Here is a 22,551-nt window from a genome sequence, read left to right on the forward strand (position 1 = left end):
ACTACTTCTCAATCAATACCCAATTACCTTTGTTTCTTGCATAATAATTTGCATCATACATTGCTTCTACCTGAGTTCCCGGCAAGTAATACCTACCTAAGTAACTTGCATTGAGACGTACCGTAAACGTTTTTGTGCTGGCTTTACTCATATCAAAATAAAAATTGACTCTATCATCTCTTATATCTGTGTAGCGTGCGCTGCCTTCTGTACCGGCTTGTGCATCTGTAAAGCGTGTATTTACAATTTCCCACCCGCTTGGAAAGATTTGTGTGAGTGCGATATTATCTACATAGTCGCGACTGTTATTACTTACTGTAATTCTTGCAGTAAACTCCTCTCCTTGACGTAGTTTACTAATCGCAATAGGATTTCCTGACCCATCCACAAAGGTGGTATTCACTCTCAGATTTTTACTATCTGTGAGCTCTTTACCTAGTGGTAATTTTCCACTCTGTACTAAGCGCACAAATACAGTATTTTCTTTCTGATTTTTAAGTGTGATGCTATTCTTACCATCTTGTGTCTTAAGATCTCTGATCGCTATGGCTTGTGGCGTGTTTATCACCACTTCCTTAGCGTTTTTCATCATAGACAGCTGCATGGCTTTACCTCCATTTTTAGTCACCATTTTTGCCATCGCGAGTAACGCATAACTTGTCTCTTGCGTACTCAGCCATCTATCTGACGCTAGCGTTTTGGCAATTGATATAGCCAATTCTTTTTGCTTAGCATCATTCATAACCACCATTGTTTCTAGTGCCATCGCTCTGTTACGATACACAGAACCATAGGTGTGGTAGTCATAATTTTTGGGCTTAAAATCAATATTTGCCGTTACTGTTAGTTCGCGAGCTACTTTCTCCTGCCCCACAAGTGCATAGGCTCCTGCTAGTCTCCATTTGCTCTCGTTTGATAGGTTTCCGTTTTCGCGCAAGCGGTTCATTGCCGCAAGATCTGGTTGTCCAGCTAGAGCAAGGGTATATAAACGATACGCTTGCATTAAGGTGGCATTATAGGCATACTGCCCTGCTCGCCACTCGCGGGCTGCTTTTTTCTGGAAACGCAGCCAGTTACTCATAAAAGTGAGTGGCAATGCATAGCCTTTCTTTTGTGCTTCTATCATAAAATGACCTGCGTAACTTGTGCCCCAGTCATCTGCTTCTGATTCTCCTTGCCAGTAACCAAGACCACCATCTGCATTCTGGAATCTTCCTAGACGGGTAATTCCGTTTTTGATGTGTTGTTGTGATTCGGCTTTTTGCTCATAAGTCAGATCAAAAATATCACTCAAGAATAATTGCGGAAATACGCCAGACGTAGTTTGCTCTACACAACCGTGTGGATAGCGTATCAAATATTGCATACGCTTTGTAAAATCCATAGGTGGTAATGTCGAAAATTCTAAAGCGCTTTCATTTGTTCCTGCTACACCAAAGGTTGAATAATCAATGGTAAGATCTCCGCTAGCGTCTAGTTCATAATCGGTTACTTGTTGCGTGATAGGGTTTGGATTTTCTACATCGATTTCTACTTCATAGGTTGCACGTTCTCCGTGACCTTCTACGATAATTTGTACGGTTTGCACTTCTGTTGCGGCTTGCATATCAAACTCAAATGGCACTATTTTTTCTCCCACTTGCGTGAAATTTACCGTTTTCACATTCCCGTCAGACGCTTTAAAAGCTTCAGAAGTTTTTATCGTAATCTTAGCCTGCTTGATTTTACTTTCCATGGCAAACACGGTAACGGGTAAAATCACGTGCTCTCCTGGAGATAATTTTCGCGGAAGCGAACCTAGCACCATCAATGGTTTACGCACAGCCACCGTTTTGTCTGATTTACCGTAAGCGCTTTTTGTGGCATCTCCAGCAATCACCATCGCACGTACAGAGCCTACATAATTTGGCATTTTTATAGTGTGTGATTTTGTTTCATTTTCGCTTAAAGCAAAAGGACCTAAAAAGCTAACAACGGGTTTAAAACGTTCTGCTTTTCGGTTTTTGGCAGCACTTCCTGCATCACCTCCACCTATTGCATAAATATTATCTACACTACCAGAATATGCACCGATTACATAATCATACATGTCAAACGACTTTACTCCGAGCGCTTCCCTACTATAAAAATGCTTGTGAATCTCTGGTGTTTGAAATCTCGTAAGATCCAGCAAGCCATCATCTACCACAGCGATGGTATAAGTCATTGCTTTGCTGTTTTTCTCACTTACCTTTATCGTATAATTCTCCTCTGGCTTGAGAACATCTGGCATGGATATTTGTGGTTGTAACACCGTATTAACATCCTCCACAAGCAACGGAATCACACCGTATAACCTGATAGGCAAATCATTTGCCGACTGTTCATGGGGCTGCAATAAAGCAATGTTTACATACACATTAGGCGCCATCTCTGAGGTAACAGGAATACGTACTTCCGTTTCTCCTTTAACCGCATCTACCCAGTACGTTTCTAATACGTTTGTACCATTTTCAATACTTACGAGCGCTCTTCCAGCAGACGATGAAGGGAATTTAATGATGGCTTTTTCTCCTACATTATATTTCTCTTTATCTGCAGAGAAAACGAGCATCTTTGCACTCTCAGGATCACTTTGTAAACCACTCCAGTTTCTATAGAAATATGCGATGCGTCCCGTGGCGTGACCACTCTCTGGGTCTAAAATTCTAATGAGATAACGACCGCTTTCTTTTTCTGGGATATTTACATTAAAACTTGTTTTTCCATTTGCTCTAGAAGTAACCGTGAAGTTTTGCACGGGCGTGTGCACAGTTCCTGTCTCGTAACTTGAGTAATTATCATTATTCCGATTCCACCACCAGCGCCATTCCATTTTAAAGACTTTTACTTCCAGCTTACGATTGCCCGCTGGATTTCCTTGTGCATCTGTTGTCGCAAGATCAAATGCTGTATTCTCATCTGTATAGTAGCTGCCGTAGGCTCTACTTTCTGGTGAGCGTAAGCCTACAAAATGCTCAAAAGGCGAGACATCTTTACTAACGACATCTAGTGAAAAATCACCACCACCTTCATATGCTTTTGTCACAAACGTAGCTTTAAGCATTCCTGAAGCGCGCTTACTGAGTTCTAGTTTCTTATTGATTTTAGTACTTCCCTCATTGTCTAGTTTACCATCTAGCACATTAATTTCTACCTCATCAAAACGACGGATAGGATCATAAAAATTATATTTAGGAAACTTCTTGAAACCGCTATTTGAACTGCGGATGGTAGCGTCACTTACAATTTTGAGATTGCGTGCTGGTGCTCCGTGGAGCCATTTTACGGTTGCAGTACCCTCTATACTACCACTTGCATCTAGTATTTCATCCTCAAATTCTAAATTAACCTTGAGTCGGTTAGGCTTTATAGTTTCTACTTTAAGAGACTTATAAAATGTTGCTCCTCCTACAGAGATGGTCGCATTATAATTTCCAGTAGGAGCCGTTTGTGTTGTTGGGACAGGGAAATAGTAAAAATTATTAAGCGAGCGTTCATTACTTTGAGATGTTCCCTCTTTACTAGTGAGTACCTTTCTGTACATCAACTTCCCTCTAGGGTCTGTAACTTCAAGTTTTACTGGATGATCTTTAGGCAGCGGATTTGCTTTATCGTCTAGTGTAAATGTAAGATGTATCGTATCTCCTGGACGATGCACACCGCGCTCCAAATATGTAAAACCTTTAAGACCTTTTTCTAACTGGTTACCAGAAATATCAAACTTACTCATAGACAAACTATGCCCGTCTTCTAGTTTTAAATATGCATAATTGTTATCCTTTACTGCTATGGCAAACACAGGAAAACCTTTTGGTGTAACTCTTGCTATCCCTGTCGCATCTGTAGTTACAGTACCTATAGCTTGTTTCTGGTAGTTATATAATGTGATCTTTGTATTTGCTTCTGGGGTAGTTGTAATAATATCTGCCGCTGCAAAAAGGTAAGAATTGTCTTTTCCTTTCTTAACAATAAGACCAAGGTCAGAACCTAGCAGGTTGCTATTGATAAATCTACCTTCTTGATAATAAGCAGGGTGGCAAGGATTATCTTCTTGCTCCCAGTTATACACTTGCTTACGCCATCTATAGATACGGTTATCCCAGTATTGTTCCTCTCTCGTATCTTCATCTGCACTTTCTGCTTCTGTGTTTGAGTTATCATAATAATCTTCTTCATAGTAATAATCATCATAGCTATCATCATCTACAGCTGTAGATGTATCATCTGTACATTCAAAGATTGCGTATGCTGGCTTATAACTTATCTCTATACGATATAGTGCTCCTGGATCTGCCTTAAACACCGTTGATAGATCAATACCATGAGCTTTCCACTGCCCATTATCTAGGTCTTCTTTATTTGCTATTTGTATGGTTTTCTTTGCTATCCTGCGGCCTACTCTTTTTAGGTTATAGGTACTTTCATCATTGAGTTGTCCATCTTGTAAAAACTGTAACACATTGTTTTCAAAAATCTTAATGATTCTTACATCTACGTGGCTCAAGCTTACGGCTTCAAAGTAAAAAGGAGTGCTCGCAGAATTAGGTAAAATCACCCCATTAGTTATGGCGCGCACAGCAGGTTTTACCTGCTCAAAACTTATTGATTCTTGAAACTGCTCTTTAAGCCTATATCCATCTGTGCTTTTAATACCTTCAAAAACCTCAACCAGTGCATTACCTACAATTTTAGTCTCTGGATATACGGTAAGTACATTACCATTTACCTCAAAACGAAGGTTACCACCTTGCTGGATAGTTACCAGTCCGGCAAAATTTTGCTTGTCTTGTATAGGGTCAGAAAAGTTAATTGCCAGTGAGGCATTTGCTCCTCTAGTTTGATCAATACCTATAATTTTAAAGTTACTACGACCAGGGATTTCTACGGTATTTTCTCCTTTAGTTTCTTTTGCTCCTATCGCTTTACCATTCCATGATATTTCAATTTTTGAGTCCTCTTCGGCTCTTGAGATACTGTCTATTCTAAAGGAATGAAATCTAGCATAAGCATCTTCGCTAAACCATTTGATAGATAATGCGTTTCCATTTTGTGTAGCATTTATGAGTTGTTGCGCTTTCGCGAAAGCGATATCATCACTTCCCTCTATCTGTCCTTCTAGATAGTTATATTCTTTACTATACGACTGTAATGCACGCAGATTCACTTTAAAATCTGGCGTGATAGTCTTGAAAGAAAAGTGAAATTCATCCATCCCTTTTTCTAGATCATCATAGAGTTTGTCTAGAAAAACAGTCACCTCATACGCCACATCTGCTTCTAGTGGTTCACTAGGCACAAATTCTAATAATCGCTGGTTACGCACGGTTAACTTTCCAGAGATACTTGGACTTATTTTTAATATATCTGCAGGTATTTCTTGATCTAGCTCAAACTGCGTGAGTGCCTTTGCTAGCTCTACTCTTATAGGACTCTTTACAGACTGGCGCCCCTCTGTTGTGTATGAAATATAGTCTTTAAATTTAAAAAGGTTATCTGTTGCAGATGGTGTTTTATCGCAAGAAATGACAATTAGTAGTACGGCGAGAAAGGCGAGTAGATGGTTTTTACGCATTGATAGTGATTGTGTTAGGTGCCCAAAACTAAGGTTTACTCATTGATAAAAAAACGTAAATCGCTTAAATAATGAGTGCTTAAATTCAAGCCGAAAACAGCTCATATTAAACAAGTTAGTGACTGATTGATATAGAATTCTGGTAGTGTGGTTACTTGTTCAACGGAAATGTTAAAACAACTAGTATAAGGCAATTAACTTTTAGGAGGATTTTAACTTTTATCAAAAGAGTACTCGCGTTCTACTTTGCAAATTCTCACTGTATAGTTATCGTACCAATCTGATTTACCCATGCGCTGGGCACCTTGATGCTCTGCTTGTGCTTTCCAGTGAGCGATATCCTTTAATGTTTTCCAGTAAGAAACAGTAATCCCGAGATGATCGCTATCATTCCTAGCGCCCTCTACTCCTAAAAAACCAGGCATTGTTGCTGCCAGCTCTTCCATAAGATCTGCGGCTTGTTTATAGCCTCTTGTGCTACTGGTTTGTGTAGATGTAAAAATTACAGCGTAGTAAGGTGCTTGCATTATTCGGCTTCTATTTTGTACAACACAGGTTTACTTGGTGTGGCATCATTCTCAAAAGAGGCAATTTGTAAATTGAGTAAATACCTGCCATCTGCCACTTTGTGCGGCACATAAATCATCTCTGTAATGGTGGCATCCAGGCGTATATTTTCTTCTACATTCCAGAAGGCGTGATGTGCTTTAAGAGCACCGCCATCTTTTTCTCTATCTACACTTGGAAGATCTATGAGAAGGTGTTTGATTCCGCTTTCGCGAAAGCGTACCATTGCTTTTTCTTCTATAAACGGCCAGTTTGTGTGAGACCAATTCATTGATTTCTTTTCGCGTGCATTAGGCAGTGTGCGGATCACTAAAGCTTCTGGAGATTTACCTTTAAGCAGACTGTGGAACTGCTTATCTCTTAGTATAAAATCGTCTTCGTCATTATCTAAAGGTTCAGGAATTACAGTAATCACCTCTGCCACAAAAAAGAAAGTTTTGAGATTTTTATTGATACTGTGTACCTTCTCTGTAATATGGCCAACGGTTTCTGTGTGGGTTCCGTGCGCGTGAGGATTAAAGGTGATAGTGGTGAAGTTTACATCTCCGCCTTCACTCACTTTACCTACCCACTCGCCATCTGTGACTGTCTCAAACTTAGGCGGTTCAATATACCAAGCCAGCGGATTCTTCTTAGGAGTAAGAGGAATCGAGAGATCAATAGGTTTTAAAAGATCGACCTTAAAAGTTTCTTTATTATGGGATATTGTTGCAAGCATAGCGTAATTCAAAAGAAGACTAAAGATAAAAATCCTGAATAGATTAACCTAAGTCTTTTGCCTTATAGATAATTGAAATATCTACTAGTGCAAATTAAAAGATTAGAAAGCGCTACTTTAAATTTAAGATAAACAAATCACTAGCGATTCCGTCGCTTAAGAACTTCCCTTTTTTTGACACATATACACGATCACCTTCTTTAAACAAGAGATGTTCTTCTACATGCTTTTGTGAATACTCAATAAAATAGTCTTTGTACTTATCGCCATATAAAGTGGCTATCTCTGTAAGTGAAACACCAAACTGCGTGCGCAATCTAGTCATCACATACTCATTGTATTGATCTGTAAGTGAGAGCTCTTCCACCTCTTGTGGCAACTCTCCGGCAGTGATTGCTTTTATGTACTTCGGGTTGTTATTAATATTCCACGCGCGACGATTATTATCATAACTATGTGCAGAAGGTCCTATCCCAATATATTTTTTCCCTTGCCAGTATGCCGTATTGTTTCTAGAGTGGAAACCAGGCTTTGCAAAGTTTGAAAACTCATAGTTCTCATAGCCTGCTTCTTCCATTTTACGTATTAAAAGCTCATGATGCTCTTGAGCAACCTCGTCCTCTACGGGTGGAACAATTCCTTTTTTGATAAAGTTTTCTAGTGCTGTCTTAGGTTCTACGGTAAGTGCGTATGCAGATATATGAGGTACATTAAGTTTTAACGCTTGATCAATATTTTCTTCCCAACGCTCATTAGTCATCCCAGGGATTCCGTAAATAAGATCAAGCGAACTATTAGGAAATTGTTTTCTTGAAAGCACTAGGCAATCTATGGCTTCTGTAGCATTGTGGGCACGGTTCATTAACTTGAGATCTTCTTCAAAAAACGATTGTACGCCTATGCTCAACCTGTTAATTCTTGATTCGGCTAGTTCGCTTATTTTCTCTGGAGTAAGATCATCAGGATTTGCTTCTAGCGTAATTTCTGGATCTTCTTCAATCGTATAATGCGTATAACAAGCATCTATAATTTGTTCAATCTCTGCAGTGTTCAAAACAGAAGGTGTCCCTCCACCAAAGTAGACATTAGACACTTCGTCATTTTCAAACTCCGCTTTACGCATCTCAAGTTCGCTTATGATTGCCGTTATCATTTCCTCCTTTTTACCCATGGTGGTCGAAAAGTGAAAATCACAATAGTGACAAGCTTGCTTGCAAAATGGTATGTGAATGTAGATGGATGCCATAATTTTTAAAAGAATATTATTTCTTAACCCGCTTATCATTTTGCTTTACAAAGCTCTCCCAGCCAGAATAGCTTTTACCTATTTCTACTTTTCCAGAGTTGTAATAATGACACACTGCAGCTGCGAGTCCATCTGTGGAGTCTAAGTTTTTAGGCAAGGTTTTTAGTTTCAATAAAGACTGCAGCATTCTTGCCACTTGCTCCTTACTTGCATTACCGTTTCCAGTAACTGCCATTTTTATCTTTTTAGGAAGATATTCTGTTATGGGGATTTCTCTAGATAACCCTGCAGCCATCGCCACACCTTGTGCTCTACCTAACTTGAGCATACTTTGTACATTCTTTCCAAAAAACGGCGCCTCTATCGCAATCTCATCTGGGTGATAGGTGTCTATTAATTGGATAGTTCGCTCAAAAATAAGCTTAAGCTTCACGTATGGGTCATTATACTTTTGAAGCAACAACTCATTAAGCAGCATGAATTCCATCTTCTTTCCTACTATTTTAATGAGCCCAAAACCCATAATTGTGGTTCCTGGATCAATCCCTAATATGATTCTTTCGTCTGCCACTGCTTTTATTGTTACTTTGTAAACATCCTTAACAAAGAAATGAATGCCTAGATTATCTCACAAAGCTACGCAATTACTCTGGGCGACTCTTAAGATTCTCATTGTAGTACTCGCTGGATATTTTATTTATAGCAAACTCAACCAAAGCGCACTAATTAATCTCCAGTTTCAACTTTCTGAAATAAACACGTCATCGTTATATTTCTATATTATAATAATACTATTATTTACAGCTTCCAATTGGTTTTTTGAGTTTAAAAAATGGCAAGTTTTAGTAGGTTACTTTAGGCAGTTAAGCTTTCGCGAAAGCGTACAACAAACCCTTACTGCGCATCTTGCTGGTTTTGTAACTCCAGCAAAAGCGGGTGATTATGGAGCCAAAGCGCTGTATTACCCAAAAGAGCAACGCAAAAAACTTCTCTTCTTAAATTTTATAGGAAACATGTACCAGCTGCTAGCAACGCTTGTCGTAGGTTTTGTAGGCTTAGGTATGCTAGCGTTATTTACAAGTGGCACTGCAATCTTTTTCTGGGGTCTAAGTATTTTTATGACACTGGTCTTTTATCAAATATTACCAAAAGTTCTCAAGCGTTTTAATTGGTCATTAAAAGGAAATGCATGGCATAAAATCAAGAGTTTCTGGAAGGCTATACCTAAAGATATCAAACGCAAGACTCGCTTATATTCCTTTATACGTTATGCGATATTTGCACATCAATTTTATATTATTTTACTGATGTTGGGAGCAGATATTCCCTACGTATTTGCCATGTCGTGTATTGCCGCTATGTATATTTTAAGTTCTATAATACCCGTGATGCAACTACTTGATGTAGTAGTGCGCGGCGGAGTTGCCGTACTTGTTTTTAGCTGGTATTTTGTACCTGAAGAAATTGTGTTAAGCACCGTGCTCATCATGTGGTTATGCAATGTCGTGTTGCCGCTTCTACCAGGAGCTATCTACCTATTTAAAAATAAAAAGCGCTCAAGCGTAGCCCTATAATAAATGATCTGGATACTGCTTTTCGTTTTTATTTTTTACGGTATTATCATACTTGGCTTCACCATTAAAACAACGTATGCTGGTACTTTTAATAATCGTACTACAGCGCATGAAAACGGATTTACGGTAATTGTACCTTTTAGAAATGAAACTAAGAACCTCCCACGATTATTAACCTCACTAGCCGCGATAGATTACCCTTCTCATAATTGGGAACTTATTCTTGTAAATGACGAGTCTACAGACAACTCCCTTGAGGTTATAAATCAATGTCTCAAGAATAATCCTATTTCTAATGTGAGCATTATAAACAACGTGCGTACTACAGCCTCACCAAAAAAAGATGCGCTACAAGCCGCTATTAACAAGGCTCAACATAACTGGATTGTTACAACAGATGCAGATTGCTACGCCCCAACACAATGGCTCGCCACACTAGATGCTGCGATACAACAAGAGCAACCACTTATGGTCATTATGCCGGTTGCTATCGCTACCACAGCGCGTCCTTCTTTCTTAACTGCATATGAGCAACTCGACTTTTTAAGTCTAATGGGAGCGACTGCTGGAAGCTTTCATTTTGGTCTTCCTTTTTTATGTAACGGAGCAAATCTTGCGTATGATAAAGATGCCTTTATAAAAGTGCAAGGATTTTCTAATAATGATCATATAGCTAGTGGCGATGATCATTTTTTACTAGAAAAATTTCAAGAAAGGTTTAAAGATAAGATAAGCTATCTACGCTCTCAGGATGCCATTGTAAACACGCAGCCACAAGAGTTGTGGAGTACATTTATAGCACAGCGCACACGATGGGCAGCCAAGTCTAGCGCTTACACGTTTTGGTTTTCAAAACTTATGGGTTTATTGGTTGTGAGCGGTAATCTTATGAGTGGCTTAGGTTTGATTTATCTCGCTTTCGCGAAAGCGGAAACCCAATCTCTAATTATCATCGCACTGTTACTCAAAATAATCGCCGATGGAATTCTTATCGCAACCGAAGCCCAGTTTTACAAGAAACTTAGCTATTTGAAATGGTATCCAGTTGTGATGATTTGTTACCCGTTTTTAAGTACTTACATAGCCATAAGATCGCTTACTAGTAGTTACCAATGGAAAGGTAGGAACTACGCGAAATAATAGCCGATAACACTATTTAAAGTTATTTACTCAACCTTGAGTACTACGGGAATTTTAAATTTTGTCTTTACAGGAACCCCTTGTTTTGTAGCAGCCTTAGCTTGAGGAAGTTGTTTGGCCGCTTCATGAATCCACTGCTCTAATTTTGGAATTTCTGCGCGAATTTCTGGTGTAATGGCAAGGGTGTCAATACAGTATTTACCTTTTTCATTTACCACAAAATTGACTACAATGGTATCGTTGAGCTCTCTATTTACAACAATCGTGTGTTTACCAAAAGACTCATAAAACGTGCTCGTTACTGTCTCTTCAAAACATACTCTCAACGCCTCCCCTTCTGCTTGTGAGCTACATGTATCAAAGGTAGGATACCCGTCAACTTTATGGAGATCTATGGCCTTCCAGCTTTCTGAAAGATACTCGGAAGATGAGATCTTTTTTGTTTCTATACGGTCGCAAGAAGTCATTACAGCTATTGCTGTAATCATTACTAAACCACGATATAATAAGCCTCTCATACGTACTTCGAAAGTACGATTTTTAAATCTCGTTTAAAAGTGCTGTAAATAGGGTTAGTCCTGCGCTTTTTTAGCTTCAAAAATTTCTCTTTTAAGGATTACAATTCTCTCCTTAGCAATTCTTATCAAATATGGCTTTGATTTTGATTTTTCAGATTGAGTTACAAACTTCTCATACAATTGGACTACCTCTTCCTTGTCTTCATAATAATTATCGGCTGCTACGGCAATGGCATATATGGCATCAAGGTTATCAGGATCTTCTTTAACTGCTAGTTGATAGTGCTTCATTGCCTGAGTGAACTCTTTCTTAAACTCGTAAGCTCTACCTAATGTAAAGTACACATCATCAAGCGGCAAATCTTTATACCTAAGCGCTTTGGTCGAATAATCAACGGCCTTATCGTATTCTCTGTTAAAGTTATACAACCTAGCAAGGGTAATAAGTGTTCCCCAGTCTTCATCATCATAAGCGAGTACCTCTTCATAAGCTTCTATAGCCTCTGGATACATTCTTTTCTCGTAGTAGGCACGCCCTAGTTTATTTCTCACAAACGCGGTATCCACACCTAAATCTAGTAGTTTATTAAACCACGCTATGGCCTCAACCCACCATCCTTTTATGTAATAGTTTTGAGCTAGAATATTAGTTATCTTAATATTCTCTGGGTAACTCTCAAGAGCTTTCTCAGAAATCTTTTCTACGATGTCGTATTCTTTTAATCCTAGATGATGCTTTGCAAGCTCATACATCGCATTTTGATGTGTAGAATCTAGCTGTACTGCCTTTGCAAAAGCTTTTTCTGAAGTGTCTATCTTTTCATTATCTACTTTTCTATTTAAAACCAAGGTATCCTTTACCGCGGTCTTTTTAAGTGCTCGTCCCCATTGATAGTAATACTCAGGATTAGTAGGGAATCTCATTGCTAAATCAGAAAAAATTGAGTCTGCAAGATGATGCTTTGAATTTGACAGTAATAATCTACCGTACTCTGTTTGAGCTATGGGTTGCTTGTTATTTAGTTCTAATGATTTTTTATAATAGACTAAGGCATCAGTTTTTACCCCTTTACCGTTATAGGCTCTTGCTATTTGCAAATATGTTCTAGCCGAAGGATCTTTTATAAATTCATACTGAGCAATTGCCTGTGTATAATCTCCCACAGCATATAAACTATCTGCAATAGCCAAAGCCGGAGCTTGTGCTCCGGCTTTTGAAAATGCTATGATACTTAAAAGTATAATTAGTTTTCTCATAGGTTACTCTGCTATTTTAAAAATAATAGGTAAGCTGTAAAGAACTCCTACTTCTTCGCCATTGTGTTTACCAGGTTTCATTTTTGGCAACATAGAAATTACGCGCTGTGCTTCTACATCAAGATCTGGGTGTGGTGAGCGAGTTCTTAGATTTGTAACATATCCGTTTTTATCAATTTTAAAACTTGCAAAAATCCTGTTAGTCCCAGTAAGATTTAACTGTTTACCTAATCCAATATTAAAGTTAGAATTCACCAAGGCACTTATTTTTTGTGACATACAGTCTCTACGTTGCTCATTTGAAGCGACTGACTCACATCCAGGAAATACTGGAACTTCATCTATCACTGCAAATGGGATATTACCATTCTCATCTAGATTGTACACAACTTCTTGCTTAACAACTTCTATTAATTCGCCATCATCCTTATTCATATTAAAAGTATGCACAGATGTTCCTTTTGTTTTTTTGGCTGATGTCATACTTAGATCATTGATCATTAGAGACTCTGTTTTTGAAAGGTTCTCTTTTTGCTCTACTAGCAGTTGTAATTCACTAATTTTTTGCTCTAATGATTGATTTTCCACCAGCTCATTATCTTCACTACATGAAACATAAACTAACATTGATAATACTAATGGTGCGATAAACATGTACTTGATTAACGCACTCTTTTTTGATTTTGATTTTTGTAACATAATGATTCGATTTTTGATTAATGATTGATTGAAAAATGTATTTGTAAAAGAAAGGTTATTAGTGCCAAAAGCAGTATTTAACAACTTTTCATAGTATGCCTTTTTTGATGTGGCTGCTGTTGCTTTTTGATCTGCTAGATATTCATGAACTGTGCTTATCAGTTTTTGATTGAAATATATTAATGGGTTGAACCAAAAGATAATTTTCATGATCTCAAAAAAGATAAGATCCCAAGTATGCCCCTGTTTTGCGTGTATCTGTTCGTGGGTAAGAATTTGCTTTCGCGAAAGCGTATCTATATCCTCTCCAATAAATATGTATTTAAAAAAGGTAAAAGCTTCTGTACTGTTAGGGACATTAATAATGTGCTCCCCACGTCGTTTAAAAGATAAATAGCTAATAAAACTTTTGACCTTTATCAAAAGTAGTAATACACTTACTGCAACACCTACGAAGTAAATACTCAACCACGGAATAATAAAGGAGTTTGTTTGTTCTGTTTGGCTCGTAGTTGCTTCACCTATTACTACTTCTGGTAACATGACAGACATCACCTCTACGGGCACGACTGTTTGTAAACTTGCAATTTTTATAAATGGTAATAAAAGCGCTATGAGAGGTGTCATTAGAAGGTAAATTCTATTGCATACAAAGAAGGTTTCCTTTCTTAATAGGAGATAATACACTGCTAAGAATATTGCTTGAAAACAGATGACTTGTATAATGTACGCTATCATATCGCATGATTTAATATGGTTATTCTATTTAATTACTCTGCTATTTTAAACGTAATTGGTAAGCTATAAAGAACTCCAACTTCTTCTCCTGCCTGACTTCCGGGTTTCATTTGAGGTAGATTGTAAATAACTCTTCTAGCCTCTTCTGCTATATCTGGATGTGATGCGCGTGCCTCAACGTTATCTACCTGTCCCCTTTTATTAATTCTAAATGATACAAACACTCTGTTAACTCCTGTAAGACCTAGTGGTTTTGCAATACTTGTATTAAAATTAGCACTTACATATTTTGAGACTTTATCTGACATACATGTCTTTTTATCTTCATTCCCTTCTAGTTCATTACAACCAGGGTAGGTAGGGACATTATCTATAACTGCAAATGGTATTTCGAGTTCCTCTTGAGTTTCGACAACTTCTACTTCTTCTTTATATATAGCCTGAGAAGTATAAGTATTTTTTAACTTATATTTTTTACGTAGCTCCTCAACTGTGTAAGATTTTATATCAAATTTTTCTTTGAGCTCCACAATGTCATCCTTACTTGAAAACATAAGTAATTTATCCATACCGTTGAGTGTAGAACTTTTGTCCTCTATTAGGTCAAAATCTGAAACATCTAAAGATTTATTTTTATGTATTGCTTCTAAAAATGCTTTCTCATTACTTGCTAACTTTAAGGTATCTATAATTATAATAGAGTAATTAACTTTCTCGTTATTAAAATCACTTTCCATCAATGTAAAATTCTCTCTCTCCACCTCTCCTGATTTACTCGAATTTTGCGCCCAAGAAACTTGCACTAGCATTGCTAGTATAAGAGGTGCTATAAGAAAGTACTTGATGAGAGCACTCTTTTTTGATTTTGATTTTTGTAGCATAATAATTCGATTTTTGATTAATGATTGATTGAAAAATGTATTTGTAAAAGAAAGGTTATTAGTGCCAAAGGCTGTATTTAACAACTCTTCATAGTATGCTTTTTTTGATGTGGCTGCTGTTGCTTTTTGATCGGCCAGGTATTCATGTACGGTACTTATCAGCTTTTGATTAAAATATATTAGTGGGTTGAACCAAAAGATAATTTTCATGATCTCAAAAAAGATAAGATCCCAAGTATGCCCCTGTTTTGCGTGTATCTGTTCGTGGGTAAGAATTTGCTTTCGCGAAAGCGTATCTATATCCTCTCCAATAAATATGTACTTAAAAAAGGTAAAAGCTTCTGTGCTGTTAGGGACATTTATGATGTGTTCCCCACGTCGTTTAAAAGATAAATAGCTAATAAAACTTTTGAACTTTATCACAAGAAGTAATGCACTTACTGCAACACCTACGAAGTAAATACTCAACCACGGAATGACAAAGGAGCTTGTCTGTTCTGCTTGACTCGTAGTGGCATCACCTATTACTACTTCTGGTAACATGACAGACATCACCTCCATAGGAACTACTGTTTGTAAACTTGCAATTTTCACAAATGGTAGTAAAAGCGCTATGACAGGCGTCACTAGAAGGTAAATTCTATTGCATACAAAGAAGGTTTCCTTTCTTAATAATAGGTAATACACCGCTAAGAATATTGCTTGAAAACAGATGGCTTGGACTACATATGCTATCATGACTAGTCGTTTTTATTAATTTCTTTGAGTATGGCTTCTAGGTCTTGTACACCTACATCATTCTTTTTTACAAAGAAGCTCACCATGCTTTTAAAACTTCCATTAAAATAGCTATCCATCATTTTGTGCATAGAATCATTGCTATACACCTCCTTTGTAACTAAGGGATAGTAGAGGTATCCTCTTCCTTCTTTCTCATGGCCTACAAAACCTTTGTTCTCCAATATCCTTATGATTGTTGAGATGGTGTTGTATGCTGGTTTTGGCTCTGGCATTTTATCAATAAGAGTTGCGACATTTGCTTTTTTGGCTACCCATAATAGCTGCATCACCTCTTCTTCTGCCTTTGTAAGTTGTTTCATAGTCGAGCTTTGTATTCCTTTAGATCACAATAACTTATAATCCTTATTTCTATTAATTACTCAAATATAACTAAAACATTAGTTTAAACTAATGTTTTAGTTTAAAATTTTAAAAATATGCTTTTCGGCTTACTATCAGCAATTAGATAATTGAAAAATAAATTTTAAGCTATACGCAGTGGAAGGCTAACGCTCTATGGTTTAGTAGGACGTTCGTTGTGACATTACTCATAGATTACGACAATTGATAGCTCGACTATCTAAAACTTCATTAAAGGAGCTTAAAACCTTCTTGAGTGCGGATTTATCTTTGACAGATTTCTCTATATTGAAGCTACATCGTCTAGTGAAGTACTAGGCGGGTTTATATAACGCTTTCGCGAAAGCGTACAAACAAAAAAAGCCCCCTCTTCAAAAGAAAAGGGGACTTTGTATTAAGAAACTAAAGTTAATTCTTTATCACTATAAATTCTGAACGTCTGTTAAGTTGATGCTCTTCTTCTGAACACTTAACTCCGTTAGAACATGTATTTACTGGTTGCTTTTCTCCATATCCTTGTCCGGTGATTCTAGAAGAGCTTATGCCTTGTTCAATAATATATGCAACTGTTGATTTTGCACGCTTATCTGACAAGCTTAGGTTATAAGAATCCTTACCTCTACTGTCTGTATGTGATCTTGCGTCTAAAACCATAGTAGGATACTCACGCATTACTGCTATTACTTTTTCTAATTCAAGCGCAGCGTCTGGACGAATATTGAATCGATCGAAATCAAAGTAAATAGGATTGAGTTCTAAAACCTTTGCAAGATCATCACCTACATTGATTGGTTTTTGGAGAAGGCTCAATACTAAGTCGTTTGTAAGTGTGCCTGTTACATCTGGAGTTGTAGTTATAGCCTCTGCAGTACTATATTCTTCTTTTGAAGCACGTATAACGTACTGCGTAACACATGTTGCCTCAAATGCATAAGCTCCTGCAGCTGTTGCCTGAACAGCCTCAATTACCTCACCTTCACTATCTATAAGCTGGACTGTTGCTTCTGAAATAGGATTGCCACTATCTTTATCTGTAACAACACCCACTAGTTTAATATCACATGGTATTTCCTCTTTTAAGAACTTATAAATATCATCACTTCCCTGACCACGTTTACGATTTGAAGCAAAGTAACCTACTTGCGTATCCTCATTCAATATAAAAGTAAAATCGTCAAAAGAACTATTAATAGGCTCACCTATATTACTAATAACCTCTTTTTCATTACTATTTGTTCTAGGAGTTGTTGCAAATACATCAAGTCCCCCTAGACCAGGATGACCGTCTGATCCAAAGTACAATACTCCTTTTGAGCTCATGAATGGGAAAGTCTCTCTACCTTCTGTATTTACCGGTCTTCCTAAGTTTATAGGTGTTCCTACAGAATCTGTTGCATCAATTGTTGCAACCCATATATCTGAAAGTCCTACGGTACCAGGCATATCTGATGCAAAATATAATTTAGTCTCATCTGCATTAAGTGTAGGGTGTGCTGTAGAGTACTCGTCACTGTTAAATGGCATTTCTACAGGTGTAGACCATTTACCATTTTCTTTTTTAGACTTATAAATCTTAAGCTTGTTTGTTCCATTCTTTGATTTACGGTAATTTCCTTTATTGAAATTATTTCTAGTAAAATATACCGTGTTACCATCTTTTGTAAATGCTGTAGTGCTCTCGTGAAATTTTGAATTTAATTCTCTACTAAAAGTTTTAGGCTTAGTATACGATCCTGAACCTGCTCCAACTTTAGATTCGTATAAATCTAAGAAAGGTTCGTTATTCCATTTGTGAATTTTCTTTGTTGCTCCACCAGTATCACGTGATGACGCAAAAATCAATTTACCTTCATATTCTGTAGGAGCAAAATCTGAGTATCTAGAGTTTATACTACGTATATCTTCTATGGTATACTTGCTCTTTTTATAATCGATATTGCTAAGATAGTTAGGCTCTTCAGTAAAAAGCTCTGCTCTTAAATCACCACTATTAACCTCGTTAAACTTAGCCATCATATCATCTGCACGATCATAATTTTTAAGAGCACGCAAGGTTTGTGCAAAACGGAAATAGTATTCTGGTTTTATCTCTTCTGCATAGTTGCTTACAAGCTTGTTGTACCACATCTCTGCTTCTCCATATTTTGCATTAAAATAGTAGCTATCTGCTATCTTTTGAAAAAGATCGGCAGATTTATATCCTTTCTCTGCAACTTCTAGGTAGATTTTTCTGGCATCTACAAAGGCATATTGATCAAACTTTTTATCGGCTTTATCAATTTTTCCTTCTTGAGCATTTACTGTAAAAATTCCTAAGAAAAGAAGGCTAAGGCAAAAACAAATTATATTTTTCATCATGTAATCAATTTAGATATACTACTAGAGTATACGTATTAAAAGAATCTAGGGGTAAGCATTCTATCATACTCATTGAAGAGTTCAAAACGAAGAAAAACTTCGAAACTCCCGTCATTATAGACAGTCTCTCCAAGATCAGTGCTTTCTCGATCATAAGCAAGACCGATAAGCATACTATCTGACACTTGAAAACCTACAAGACCACTTAAAGCTGCGCTCCATCTATAAGCTGCTCCTAAGTGTAATTTTTCCATCACCAAAAAATTTGCCGTAAGATCAACTTGAAGTGGAGCTCCAGCAACTACCTTGACAAGAGTACTAGGTTTAAATTTCAGTTGTTCGTTAATATCAAAAGTATATCCCATTATTCCATAATAGTGGATACGCTCCTTTGCTATAAAACTAGCTGAGTTACTATTGTTACTTTCATCAAAATGCTCAGTTTGAATTAAATTAGGAGCACTTAAACCAGCATAAAATCTATCTGTATGATAATATAATCCAGCACCAATTACAGGAGAAATTTTATTATCTATATTTTGAGAAAATCTAGGATCTGTAACGTCAAACAGTGACAATTTAGAAAAGTCAACATCTAAAACGTGACCTCCCGCTTTCAATCCAAAACTTAATTTTCCTGAATTTGAGGTATTTATTGTGTAGCTAAAATCTGCACCAATGTATGTTTCTTGAGCTGGCCCTAGTGCATCATTTACTATAGATAATCCTAACCCTACTTTACCTTCACCTATAGGTGAGTGAATACTTAAACTTTGAGTTCTAGGAGCACCTTCAAGACCAACCCACTGACTTCTATGAAGTCCCACAATACTCGTCACACCTCTATTCCCTGCATAAGCTGGGTTGATAGCAACTGTATTGTACATATACTGAGTATACTGCGGATCTTGTTGTGCAGTTAGCGTAAATGTACTTAGCACTAGTGTTGCTAAGAAAACAACTGTTAATATTATATTTTTCATATATACATCTAATAAAATCGTTGAGTGCATAATGCACTCAACGATTTAAAATTATTTATCTAGTTAAATATAGATATCCAGAGTTATTGATAGTCTCTCCTACAGAATTAACATATTCTAGTATCCAGTAATATGTTCCTACAGGTAAGAATTTATCTTGAGATATCGTAGTTCTACCTTCTGATAATCCTATGAAAGTTTTACCATCAGACCCATATCCTTCTGCATTATATACTTCTACACCCCATCTATTAAAGATTCTTAATCTATTTTCTGGGAAGTTCTCTATTCCTTGTATTCTGAATGAATCGTTACGACCATCTCCGTTCATGGAGATACCATTGTTAAAGATAAGTCCTGAACTCTGACTTAATACGGTAACTGTAGGATCATCATCACTAGTGGTATCTGTTACATCATCAGATACGTCTGAGATCTCTAGACCATTATTAGTCAATCCAATCGCTAGTGCAGTATTTACAACCTCACCATTATTAACATCCTGTTGAGTAATAATATATACCGCTGTAAATGTAACTGATTCACCTGGAAGTAAACTTACTGCATCACCTATCACTTCTACCATCTCATCGGTTACTATAACATCATTTAATATCACGTTACCCGTATTAATAACATCAAAGGTATAAATAATCTGATCACCTGCATTTGCAAACCCATCTTGATTAAAATCTTGGAATACTCCATTCTTAGTAATCATGATATCCGGAGACTGATCTAAGATAGTCACTGTAGGATCTTCAAAATCTCCATCACCATCAACATCTACATTTGTTGTATCGGTTGGATCATCAGATTGATCTGTAATTGTATTACCCGCCTGATCAGTTCCTTCTGCAGTTGCAACGTTTACAACTCCTCCAGCTTCAATATCATCTTGAGTGATTGTATATGTCCCAGTAAATGAAGCACTCTCACTTATTGCTAATACCGCAACTGGACCTTCATTGATAATGATTAATGGATCCACAACGAGAACATTAGTAAGGTCTTCGTTTCCATTATTTGTAACTGTTAAAGAGTAAGTGATAGTATCACCAGCATCAACTACATTATTACCATTTAAATCATTTAAAACGCCCACTTTAACAAGATCTAAATTAGGTGTTGTAACCGGAGCATCATTATCTGTAATAGTTACTGTTCCGCTTGGATCTGTATTGGCAGTGTTGCCACTTGTTACTGTTCCATCTACTGTGAAAATCTCATCTTCCTCATCTAATGTATCATCAGTAATTGGAATTACAACTTCACCAGCAGTCTCTCCAGCAGGAATCGTTACTGTAACAATAGTTTCTGTGTAATCATCCTCACCAGCAGTACCAGTCGTCGTTACAATCTCGATAACAGTATCCTGATCACTTGGGTTACTTAAGGTTACAGGAATTGTTACCGTACCAGCTCCTTCATCTACTACTACATCTTCGATAGTCACCGTTGGTGCACCATCATTATCTGTAATAGTTACTGTTCCACTTGGATCAGTATTATCAGTGTTGCCACTTGTTACTGTTCCATCTACTGTGAATGTCTCATCATCCTCATCAAGCATATCATCCGTAATAGGAATCACAACTTCACCAGTAGTCTCTCCTGCAGGAATCGTTACCGTTACAATAGTCTCTGTGTAATCATCCTCACCAGCAGTACCAGTCGTAGTTACTATCTCTATAACAGTATCCTCATCACTTGGGTTACTTAAGGTTACAGGAATTGTTACAGTTCCAGCTCCTTCATCTACAATCACATCTTCGATAGTCACTGTTGGTGCACCATCGTTATCTGTAAGCGTTACTGTTCCACTTGGATCAGTATTGTCAGTGTTACCACTTGTTACTGTTCCATCTACTGTGAAAATCTCATCTTCCTCATCTAATGTATCATCAGTGATTGGAATTACAACTTCACCAGCAGTCTCTCCAGCAGGAATCGTTACCGTTACAATAGTTTCTGTGAAATCATCCTCACCAGCAGTACCAGTCGTCGTTACAATCTCGATAACAGTATCCTCATCACTTGGGTTACTTAAGGTTACAGGAATTGTTACAGTTCCAGCTCCTTCATCTACTACTACATCTTCGATAGTCACTGTTGGTGCACCATCATTATCTGTAATAGTTACTGTTCCGCTTGGATCAGTATTATCAGTGTTGCCACTTGTTACTGTTCCATCTACTGTGAATGTCTCATCTTCCTCATCAAGCATATCATCCGTAATAGGAATCACAACTTCACCAGTAGTCTCTCCAGCAGGAATCGTTACCGTTACAATAATCTCTGTGTAATCATCCTCACCAGCAGTACCAGTCGTCGTTACAATATCGATAACAGTATCCTCATCACTTGGGTTACTTAAGCTTACAGGAATTGTTACAGTTCCAGCTCCTTCATCTACAATCACATCTTCGATAGTCACCGTTGGTGCACCATCGTTATCTGTAAGCGTTACTGTTCCACTTGGATCAGTATTGTCAGTGTTACCACTTGTTACTGTTCCATCTACTGTGAAAATCTCATCTTCCTCATCTAATGTATCATCAGTGATTGGAATTACAACTTCACCAGCAGTCTCTCCAGCAGGAATCGTTACCGTTACAATAGTTTCTGTGAAATCATCCTCACCAGCAGTACCAGTCGTCGTTACAATCTCGATAACAGTATCCTCATCACTTGGGTTACTTAAGGTTACAGGAATTGTTACAGTTCCAGCTCCTTCATCTACTACTACATCTTCGATAGTCACTGTTGGTGCACCATCATTATCTGTAATAGTTACTGTTCCGCTTGGATCTGTATTATCAGTGTTGCCACTTGTTACTGTTCCATCTACTGTGAATGTCTCATCGTCTTCATCTGTCGTGTCTTCTGTAATTGGAACAATTACTTCTCCTTCTGTTTCACCAGCAGGTATTGTTACCGTTACAATAGTCTCTTCAAAATCATCCGCTCCAGCAGTACCAGTCGTCGTCACAATCTCGATAACAGTATCCTCATCACTTGGGTTACTTAATGTTACAGGAACTGTTACTGTTCCAGCATCTTCATTTACTACTACATCTTCGATAGTTACCGTTGGTACACCATCGTTATCTGTAATAGTTACCGTTCCACTTGGATC

15 protein-coding genes are annotated in these 22,551 nt (G+C 37.4%); 2 read left to right on the forward strand and 13 right to left on the reverse strand.

What is annotated here, in order from left to right; translation table 11 throughout:
- Nucleotide 1: 1 nt before the first annotated feature.
- The 5 genes from ACJJVW_RS05800 to ruvC form a co-directional block, all read right to left on the reverse strand.
- Complete coding sequence (locus tag ACJJVW_RS05800) at nt 2-5,593, reverse strand: alpha-2-macroglobulin family protein (RefSeq protein WP_405251026.1); 5,592 nt, start codon at nt 5,591-5,593, stop codon at nt 2-4.
- Nucleotides 5,594-5,805: 212 nt separating this feature from the next.
- The gene (locus ACJJVW_RS05805; RefSeq protein WP_298329736.1) at nt 5,806-6,120 is read right to left on the reverse strand and encodes an antibiotic biosynthesis monooxygenase; all 315 of its coding nucleotides are present in this window, start codon (nt 6,118-6,120) and stop codon (nt 5,806-5,808) included.
- On the reverse strand, nt 6,120-6,878 hold the full coding sequence (locus ACJJVW_RS05810; protein WP_298329739.1) for a cyclase family protein: 759 nt from the start codon (nt 6,876-6,878) through the stop codon (nt 6,120-6,122). Before ACJJVW_RS05810 ends, ACJJVW_RS05805 begins: the two co-directional genes overlap by 1 nt.
- 112 nt (nt 6,879-6,990) lie before the next feature.
- On the reverse strand, nt 6,991-8,124 hold the full coding sequence (gene hemW / locus ACJJVW_RS05815; protein ID WP_298329742.1) for a radical SAM family heme chaperone HemW: 1,134 nt from the start codon (nt 8,122-8,124) through the stop codon (nt 6,991-6,993).
- A gap of 16 nt (nt 8,125-8,140) precedes the next feature.
- Nucleotides 8,141-8,695 carry a crossover junction endodeoxyribonuclease RuvC gene (gene ruvC, locus ACJJVW_RS05820; RefSeq protein WP_144782357.1) on the reverse strand — a complete coding sequence of 185 codons (555 nt, stop codon included), beginning with the start codon at nt 8,693-8,695 and terminating at the stop codon, nt 8,141-8,143.
- Between the two features lie 43 nt (nt 8,696-8,738).
- On the opposite strand from ruvC, the gene ACJJVW_RS05825 reads away from it, so the two are divergent.
- Together ACJJVW_RS05825 and ACJJVW_RS05830 are read left to right on the forward strand one after the other, a co-directional pair.
- On the forward strand, nt 8,739-9,698 hold the full coding sequence (locus ACJJVW_RS05825) for a lysylphosphatidylglycerol synthase domain-containing protein (RefSeq protein WP_298329748.1): 960 nt from the start codon (nt 8,739-8,741) through the stop codon (nt 9,696-9,698).
- 3 nt (nt 9,699-9,701) lie between these two features.
- Entirely contained in the window at nt 9,702-10,838 is a 1,137-nt protein-coding gene (locus tag ACJJVW_RS05830; protein WP_298329751.1) for a glycosyltransferase, read from the forward strand.
- A gap of 26 nt (nt 10,839-10,864) precedes the next feature.
- On the opposite strand, the gene ACJJVW_RS05835 is transcribed toward ACJJVW_RS05830, so the two are convergent.
- The 8 genes from ACJJVW_RS05835 to ACJJVW_RS05870 all read right to left on the reverse strand — a co-directional run.
- A complete protein-coding gene (locus tag ACJJVW_RS05835; RefSeq protein ID WP_298329755.1) occupies nt 10,865-11,356 on the reverse strand; it encodes a hypothetical protein in 492 nt (163 codons plus the stop codon).
- A 54-nt stretch (nt 11,357-11,410) separates the two neighbouring features.
- The gene (locus ACJJVW_RS05840) at nt 11,411-12,613 is read right to left on the reverse strand and encodes a lipopolysaccharide assembly protein LapB (RefSeq protein WP_298329759.1); all 1,203 of its coding nucleotides are present in this window, start codon (nt 12,611-12,613) and stop codon (nt 11,411-11,413) included.
- 3 nt (nt 12,614-12,616) lie between these two features.
- Nucleotides 12,617-14,050, reverse strand: a complete 1,434-nt coding sequence (locus ACJJVW_RS05845; RefSeq protein ID WP_298329762.1) for a M56 family metallopeptidase — start codon at nt 14,048-14,050, stop codon at nt 12,617-12,619.
- 32 nt (nt 14,051-14,082) lie between these two features.
- Nucleotides 14,083-15,669: a M56 family metallopeptidase gene (locus ACJJVW_RS05850; protein ID WP_298329765.1), complete on the reverse strand. Its 1,587-nt coding sequence runs from the start codon at nt 15,667-15,669 to the stop codon at nt 14,083-14,085.
- Between the two features lie 2 nt (nt 15,670-15,671).
- Entirely contained in the window at nt 15,672-16,031 is a 360-nt protein-coding gene (locus tag ACJJVW_RS05855; protein ID WP_298329769.1) for a BlaI/MecI/CopY family transcriptional regulator, read from the reverse strand.
- A gap of 448 nt (nt 16,032-16,479) precedes the next feature.
- Nucleotides 16,480-18,429: an OmpA family protein gene (locus tag ACJJVW_RS05860; protein WP_405251027.1), complete on the reverse strand. Its 1,950-nt coding sequence runs from the start codon at nt 18,427-18,429 to the stop codon at nt 16,480-16,482.
- A 35-nt stretch (nt 18,430-18,464) separates the two neighbouring features.
- Nucleotides 18,465-19,412: a type IX secretion system membrane protein PorP/SprF gene (locus tag ACJJVW_RS05865; protein WP_298329775.1), complete on the reverse strand. Its 948-nt coding sequence runs from the start codon at nt 19,410-19,412 to the stop codon at nt 18,465-18,467.
- Nucleotides 19,413-19,467: 55 nt separating this feature from the next.
- The coding region (locus ACJJVW_RS05870; RefSeq protein WP_405251028.1) for a Calx-beta domain-containing protein at nt 19,468-22,551 on the reverse strand (3,084 nt) is incomplete at its 5' end.

This window comes from Dokdonia sp. Asnod3-C12 (genome assembly GCF_045063975.1).
Taxonomy (GTDB): domain Bacteria; phylum Bacteroidota; class Bacteroidia; order Flavobacteriales; family Flavobacteriaceae; genus Dokdonia.